Origin of the sequence: Microbacterium sp. ZW T5_45 (assembly GCF_044987415.1) — a bacterium.
In the GTDB taxonomy this organism is placed as follows: Bacteria; Actinomycetota; Actinomycetes; order Actinomycetales; family Microbacteriaceae; genus Microbacterium.
Window position 1 is genome coordinate 1 of sequence record NZ_JBJDRJ010000070.1, and the last position, 7,349, is coordinate 7,349.

Consider the following 7,349-nt stretch of genomic DNA (forward strand, 5'->3'; position numbering starts at 1 on the left):
GCCGTGGAGGTGGTGGCGGCGACATCGCCTCCGGAATCCTCGGCGGCCTCGTGATCGGCAGCCTGCTCGACGGCATCTTCGACTGACCCGACCGGGCCTGTCCGCCGGACGATCACCGGAACCGATGACGCATCCCGGACGGATCACGCGGAAGCATCCGTGATTCGTCACCCGGTCCGCGATCTGTCGCGTCGCCGCACGGACGCGGAACGGCCCGGCTCCTCAGGAGCCGGGCCGTTCCGGTTCAGATCAGGACGCGAGGGCCTCGGACGGCGGCGCCTGGGTCGCGAGCGCGATCACGCCGTAGTCCCAGCCCTTGCGGCGGTACACGACACTGGGGTGGTCGGAGCGGACATCGACGAACAGGAAGAAGTCGTGCCCGACGAGCTCCATGCGATCGACGGCTTCTTCGACCGTCATCCATTCGGCGTCGAAGCTCTTGGTGCGGATGACGACGGGAGAGTATGCCTCTTCCTCTTCGTTCTGCACGGGCACGCTTCCGGTGGCGACGGCGTGGAGCACATCGACGGATGCCGGGACCACGTCGATCCCCTCGAGAGAGCCGCTGCCCTTCTCGAAGTGCGCGCCTCGCGGGTGATGACGCCCGTCGACTCGCTTCTCCTTGGCCCGGCGGAGCTGCTCGGACATCTTGTCGACGGCGAGGTCGAGAGCGACGAACTTGTCTCCGTCCGTGGCTTCGGCTCTGACCACCGGCCCCTTGCCGATGAGCGTCAACTCGACCGTCTCATCGGGAACACGGCCGTTGCGGTACACACGATGAGTGACCTTCACGTCCAACTGCTGCGCTCGCGGCGCGAGTGTCTGGACGCGGGCGATCTTCTCTTCGACAACGGTTCGGAAGCGATCGGTGATACCCACTCCGACGCCAACGATGCTTGTCTCCATTGTTGCCTCCTTGTCCCGGTCCTCCCGGCCAAGGGCGGACCGTGGTCGCCTTGTTCCGACCCACCGTAGTCGGCCTGGGCACCAAAGTCACGGGTCATTTCCTCCGTGTCGCCGGTGAATCCGCTCAGGCTCTGCTGTGGCGTTCGGTGGCTGCCAGGACCGCCCCACCGATGACGTCGAAACCCGCCTCGCGGAGAGCCTCGGCCGCGGCGTCGAGCGTGGCGCCGGTGGTGATCACGTCGTCGACGATCACCGCCCGGGCTCCCCTGCCGGTCCGGATCGCGACCATGCTGCCTCGGACGTTCTCTGCACGCTCCTGCACCCCGAGACCACGCTGGTCCGCCGTCCGACCGACCGCGCGGAGGGCACGGACCGCCGTGCCGCCGGCGCGGCGCATGAGCAGTTCCGGGACGCGATAGCCGCGGCGTCGGAAGGATGCCCTCGATGTCGGGACGGGCACGAGCTCGACGCCGTCCTCGGGGAGCACCGCGGCGAGCGCCGCCCCCAGCGGGTGCGCGAGCAGGGTCTGTCCCTCGCCCTTCAGACGGCGAATGCATCGGGCCGCGACTCCCTCGTACGCCAGCGCAGCGCGCACCGGCATCCCTCGTGGCGTCCGCACCTCGACGGGCGCGGCCCGCAGCCGTGCCCGGCATCCATCGCACAACAGCGTGCCTGGCAGGCCGCATCCGGGGCAGCTGGCCGCCAGCAGCAGCGCCCCGATCTCGGCGCCGACGGCGCGCAGTGACTCGATCGACGTCATCCCCGAAGCATGCATCATCACAGGCCCGGGACACCCTGCCGCGAGGCCGCGGAGACGCGCTCGGCGCACAACCGCGACCCAGCCGTGAATGTGGACGAACCTGCGGTCAGTGCCCTGCCCGCGTGGCGAGGAGGGCGATGCCCGTCGTCGACTCACGCCAGGACGAACCGCTCCTCGCGAACAGCACTCCCGCCAAGTCGAGCAGACGCATCCCGGTCGCACTCTGCGCCCCTGCGATCGTCGCGGCGCCAGCGGGTGCGCTCTCGATCGTGCGCGTTCCTCCGACGATCTGCACGACGATCCGGGGACCGTCCTGCTCCATGAGGATGCCGAGGCGATCGGCTCCGAGCCACACCAGCCCTCGCGCCGCGCCGTCGAGCCTGCCGAGCGGCTCCATCGCCCCCAGCCCGGTCGGTGCTCCACTCTCGTCGCGGACGATCGCGGAGACCACGACCCAGCGCTCGCTGCCGATCGTCACCACCGCCGCGATCCTCACGCCGTCGGAGGCGACGCGGATCGCCGAGACCTCCGATGCGTCGGGCCATGCGTCGGCGATCGGATAGGCAACTCCGTCGCCGTCCCAGACGGACAATTGCCCCGGCGCTCCCGAGGGCACCGACCAGGTGAAGCCGGAGGTATCCAGCGACGGCGCGACGAGACCCGACCGCGAGTCCAGCGGATCCACGCTCCCGTCGCCGGCCAGATAGACATGTCCGTCGTCGAGCGTGAGAGCCGCACGAGAGCCATCCGCGGAGACATCCGCGGTCCGGAGCCGGGACGCCACTGTGAGGACCTCGTCGCTCACCCCTCCGATCGGGGTGATCTCGCCACCGACGATCGTGCCGAACTCCTCACCCCGCAAGACGATGGCTCCGGAGTCGTTGGGGTCAGCGACCACCTTGACCACTCCGGCGTCGAGCGGGCTGCCGTCGACCGTGAAGCGCACTTCGCTCACGCGCACGCCCGCGGCTGCGAACGTCGCCTCCACTTGGGTGCGCATGCGCGCCAGCGTGAGGTCGTCGATGTTCTGCGCCGCACGGTTGAGCGCGATCATGGCCACCTGGTCGACGATCGGCACGGCGTCGCGCGCGAGCCGCACGTCAGCGGGGAAGGCGCTCTGGACGGCGGACTCCAGCCACGGGCTCGGCACGCCAGCGACGAGCGACTGCGTGAGCGCGGTCGCGATGGTGGTGCGGCGCGGGAGCCAGCGGACGTCGGGGACGAGACGCGTCCAGGTCTGGTCGAAGTACTGCAGCGAATAGTCCTCGTAGACGCGTCCGAAGCGCGACTCATCGATCACGACGCCGTCCGGCGCCTCGGAGATGCGCCACTGCCCCTCGGTCTTGCGCACCGAGAACGCCAGCGTCGTCGTCCCGGTCTCCTCCGAGTACGCACCCGCCTCGTCGACCGCGGCCACGAGTTCGATCTTCACCTCGACCTCGACGACGCTGCCCTCCGCGGCATCCGCATCATCCGCATCAGCACCCTCCACGTCGACACCCGCATCCGAGCCGTCGGTCTCGGCGTCGGCTTCCTGATCCGCGCTACTGGTGAACGTCCGCGACGTCGCGCTCTCGTCGATCGACACCCCGGCGCTCGGACGCCACTCCTCCGCGAGCTCCGGCGTCAGGAAGCGCTGCGCGATCTCCCAGTTGTTCGCCGGGGTGATCCCCGCCTCGAGGAAGTCATCCACGATCCTGCTCGGGCTCGACCCGTCGCTGGGACCGGAGGCGAGCAGGAGGATGTCGGGTTCCTCCTCCGACGCGCCGAGCGCCAGTCCCTGCTTCACGTCACCGGACGTGGGCAGGCCGGTGCAGGCGGCGAGCGACAGAACCGCCGCGACCGCAGCGACCGCGCGGAGCGCCCTCGGGAGGCGTCGTGCCATCACAGGCTCCCTTCATCGAAGAGATGCGGCGGCAGGTCAGCCAACTCGATCGGCTGGGTCGCGTCTCCGAACTCCGCCGGGACGTCGTCCGGCTCGAGTGCGACGGGTGACGGGCCGTCCAGGACCCCGCCGCGGCGGGGCAGGGTGAGCACGAAGTTCGTTCCCACTCCGAGTTCCGACCACACGGCGAGCGTTCCACCGTGCAGTGTGGCGTCCCCGAGCGCGATCGACAGTCCGAGGCCGGTTCCGCCGATCGTCCGCTGCCGAGAGGGGTCCGCCCGCCAGAACCGGTCGAACACCCGCTCGGCATCCGCAGGCTCCATGCCGAGACCGGAATCCCGCACCCCGATGGCCACGGCATGCTGATTGCTGTCCACCGTGATCACGATCGGCCGGGACTCGCCATGCTCGATCGCGTTGCCGATGAGGTTGCGCAGCACGCGCCGCACTCGACGCGGATCCATGTCGACCGGGGAATAGCCGCCCGGGGCCACCAGCCGGAGCTCGGTGTCGCGACCATCGGCCAGCGGCCGCATCTCCTCGATCATGTCCTCGGCCAGCTGGGCGAGGCTCGTCGCCTCGAGCTCGAGCTGCACGGATCCGGCGTCGTATCGGCTGATCTCGAGCAGATCCGACAGCAGCACCTCGAATCTCTGCACCTGCGCGTGCATGAGCTCCGTCGTCCGCGCCATGATCGGGTCGAAGTCGTCGCGCTGATCGTTGAGCATGTCCGCAGCCAGGCGGATCGTCGTGAGCGGCGTTCGGAGTTCGTGCGACACGTCGGACACGAACCGTTGCTGCACGAGCGAGAGCTCTCCCAGTTCCTTGATCTGCGCTTCGATGCTGTCGGCCATCGCGTTGAAGGAGCGCCCGAGCGTCGCGAGCTCGTCCTCGCCGCGCACCTCGATGCGCACGCCGAGGTCGCCGGAGGCGAGCCGCGCGCTCGTCTCCGCCGCTTCGACGATCGGTGTCGAGACGCTGCGCACGACGACGAAGGAGATCGCCGCCACGATCGCGACCAGACCGATCCCGGCGATCCAGAGCGTGCGCTGCACGAAGCTCAGCGTCTGATCCGCGTCGGCGAGATCGTAGGAGAAGTAGACCTGGAATGCGCCGGCCTGCGGCACGACGAGCTGTTGGCCGACGATCACCCCCGGTACCGTGCGCTCCGAGATCTCGAGCGCCACGGACTGCCAGGAGGACTGTCGATCGCCGAGCTCGATGACGCTGGTGCGGAGCGCCTGAGTGATGAGCGTCGTGTTGAGCCCTGCGGTGAAACCGCTCAGACGTGCCTCAGCGGCATCCGTCTCGGGGTCCACATCGATCCGGATGCCGGCAAGGCCCTCGGCCGTGGAGTTGCGCCGCATGTCCTCCTGGATGCTGGTCCAGAGCGCCGGCAGCGCGTCGGGCTCATCGCCGACGTCCGCGGAGTCGAGGGTGGCCTGGGCGGAGTCGATCGCACGTCGGGCGTCCTCGAGTGCATCGTTCTTGCGGGATTCGAACAGATCGCTCTGGATCACGAGCGCCATCGTCACGCAGGCGACGAAGATCGCGAGCGACGTGAGGATCAGGGTGATCGCGAGCGTGCGGAACCTCAGGGACCGGCGCCACGACGATCCCAGGGTCTCGGGCCAGGAACGCCAGTCGCGCAGCACCACGACCGTCGTGGTGGGTGCACCTCCGGCGGCCACGGTGCGCCTAGACGACGCTTCCGGCACGATAGCCGACGCCGCGCACCGTCGTGACGATCTTGGGGTTGTCGGGGTCCAGCTCGACCTTGGCCCGCAGGCGCTGCACGTGGACGTTGACCAGGCGGGTGTCGGCCTTGTAGTGATAGCCCCACACCTGCTCGAGCAGCATCTCGCGCGAGAACACCTGCTGCGGCTTGGACGCGAGCGCGACGAGCAGCTGGAACTCCAGCGGCGTCAGCGCGATCGGCTCCCCTCCGCGGCGCACCTCGTGCGCATCGACATCGACGGAGAGGTCGCCGACGCGCAACTGCTCGCCCACGGTCTGGGGCGCAGGGCGGAGCCGCGTACGGATCCGCGCGACGAGCTCTTTGGGATTGAAGGGCTTGACGATGTAGTCGTCCGCCCCGACTTCGAGACCGCGGACGACATCGGCGGTCTCGCTGCGAGCGGTGAGCATGATCACCGGCACACCCGATTCGGCACGGATGCGCGTGCAGATCTCGATCCCGTCCATCCCGGGGAGCATGAGATCGAGCAGTACGAGGTCGGGGCGCTGCGCGCGCCACTCGTCGACCGCTCGTGCGCCATCGGCGCAGAACACCGGCTCGAATCCCTCGGTGCGCAGCACGATGCCGATCATCTCGGCGAGCGCTGTGTCGTCGTCGACCACCAGAATGCGTGAGGTCATAACTGTTACCTTATGGCACTCAGTACCACGGATCCGGTGTCTACGCCGCGCCGACGTGTTGTGACACGATGGGAGCGCACGACGGAGGGAAGTGCTGTGAGCGGTCAGACCTGGACACCCGCCCCGAAACGGGGCCTCATTCCCCTGCATCCGCTGACGTTCGGGATGATCCTGTCCCGATCCTTCGCGGTGCTGCGACACAACCCGAAGGTGCTGTTCGGCTTCGCCGTGATCATCCAACTCGTCGTGGGCATCGCCGCGTCGGCCTTGGTGGGCGTCATGTCGTACACGACGTTCGAACGCCTCGAATCGCTCTCGCCGTCGTCGCCGGACTTCGAGGCGGTCGCCGCGGGAGCGCTGGGTCTGAACCTCATCGCCGTGGTCGTCGTCTCCCTCGCATCTGTGGCCTTCACCGCACTCGTGCAGGGCGTCGTCGCCGCAGAGGTCGGGTACGGCGCGCTGGGTGTGAAGGGTTCGCTCCGTACTCTGTGGAAGCGGATGGCACCGGCGTTCTGGCGGCTGGCGGCATACTCGTTGCTCATCGGCCTCGCCGTCTTCGGCTTCATCCTCCTCGTCTTCGGAATCGTCTTCGTGCTGATCGCGGCGTCCAGCGGCTCCGAGGCGATGATCGGGCCGGTCATCGCGATCATCGTCATCCTCACACTTGGCAGCATCCCGCTGTTCGTGTGGTTGAACACCAAGCTGCTGCTCGTTCCGTCCGCCCTCGTCCTCGAGCGCGCGACGCTGCGCTCCGCCCTCGTGCGCTCATGGCGGCTCACCCGGGGCCGGTTCTGGGTCGCGTTCGGCGCCACCGCGCTGATCGCCGTGATCATGGGCACCGCGGCCGGCGTGATGAACGTGCCGACGACGCTGCTGTCGACGCTGCTCGGCACGATCATCGCACCCACCGGCGACCCCGAGCCCAGCCAAGTGCTCGGGTACGTCATGCTGACGATGATCCCCCAGGTGCTCGTACTCGCCGTCCAGGCGATCGGAGCGGTCGTGCAGAGCACGGCCGGAAGCCTCGTCTATCTCGACAGCCGGATGCGCTACGAGGGCCTGGATCAGGCTCTGATGTCGTATGTCGAACGCCGGGACCTCGGGTGGAGTGACGATCAGATCGGCGACCCGTTCGTCGTGGATGCCGCGCGAGCAGTGTCGAAGGCACCGCCACCCAAGCAGATGCCGGAATGGGCCATGGCGCAGGCGGCATACGCGGCCTCGCAGTATCCGGGCGGATATCCCGCGCCCGGATACCCGCAGCAGGACTACGGGCAGCAGCCGTATCCGGCACCGTCCTACCCGGCGCAGGCGTATCCGGTGGCCGGATACGCGCCGGAGATCTCGTCCGCCGCGTATCCGCAACAGGCATATGGCCAGCAGCAGGCAGACGGCCAGCAGCAGTACCCCCCGCAGAGG

General features: G+C 68.7%; 6 protein-coding genes. 1 reads left to right on the forward strand and 5 read right to left on the reverse strand.

The features are described from left to right. Nucleotides 1–249: 249 nt before the first annotated feature. The 5 genes from hpf to mtrA all read right to left on the reverse strand — a co-directional run bounded on the left by hpf (nucleotide 250) and on the right by mtrA (nucleotide 5,930). The gene (hpf, locus tag ACI3KS_RS19325; protein WP_404920167.1) at nucleotides 250–906 is read right to left on the reverse strand and encodes a ribosome hibernation-promoting factor, HPF/YfiA family; all 657 of its coding nucleotides are present in this window, start codon (nucleotides 904–906) and stop codon (nucleotides 250–252) included. Between the two features lie 124 nt (nucleotides 907–1,030). Continuing rightward, entirely contained in the window at nucleotides 1,031–1,666 is a 636-nt protein-coding gene (locus ACI3KS_RS19330; RefSeq protein ID WP_404920168.1) for a ComF family protein, read from the reverse strand. 106 nt (nucleotides 1,667–1,772) lie between these two features. Continuing rightward, a complete protein-coding gene (locus ACI3KS_RS19335) occupies nucleotides 1,773–3,551 on the reverse strand; it encodes a GerMN domain-containing protein (RefSeq protein WP_404920169.1) in 1,779 nt (592 codons plus the stop codon). Next, the gene (gene mtrB, locus ACI3KS_RS19340; protein ID WP_404920170.1) at nucleotides 3,551–5,242 is read right to left on the reverse strand and encodes an MtrAB system histidine kinase MtrB; all 1,692 of its coding nucleotides are present in this window, start codon (nucleotides 5,240–5,242) and stop codon (nucleotides 3,551–3,553) included. The genes ACI3KS_RS19335 and mtrB overlap by 1 nt, the downstream gene beginning before the upstream one ends. Nucleotides 5,243–5,249: 7 nt before the next feature. Beyond that, nucleotides 5,250–5,930, reverse strand: a complete 681-nt coding sequence (gene mtrA / locus ACI3KS_RS19345) for an MtrAB system response regulator MtrA (protein ID WP_404920171.1) — start codon at nucleotides 5,928–5,930, stop codon at nucleotides 5,250–5,252. Between the two features lie 96 nt (nucleotides 5,931–6,026). On the opposite strand from mtrA, the gene ACI3KS_RS19350 reads away from it, so the two are divergent. After that, the coding region (locus ACI3KS_RS19350) for a hypothetical protein (protein WP_404920172.1) at nucleotides 6,027–7,349 on the forward strand (1,323 nt) is incomplete at its 3' end.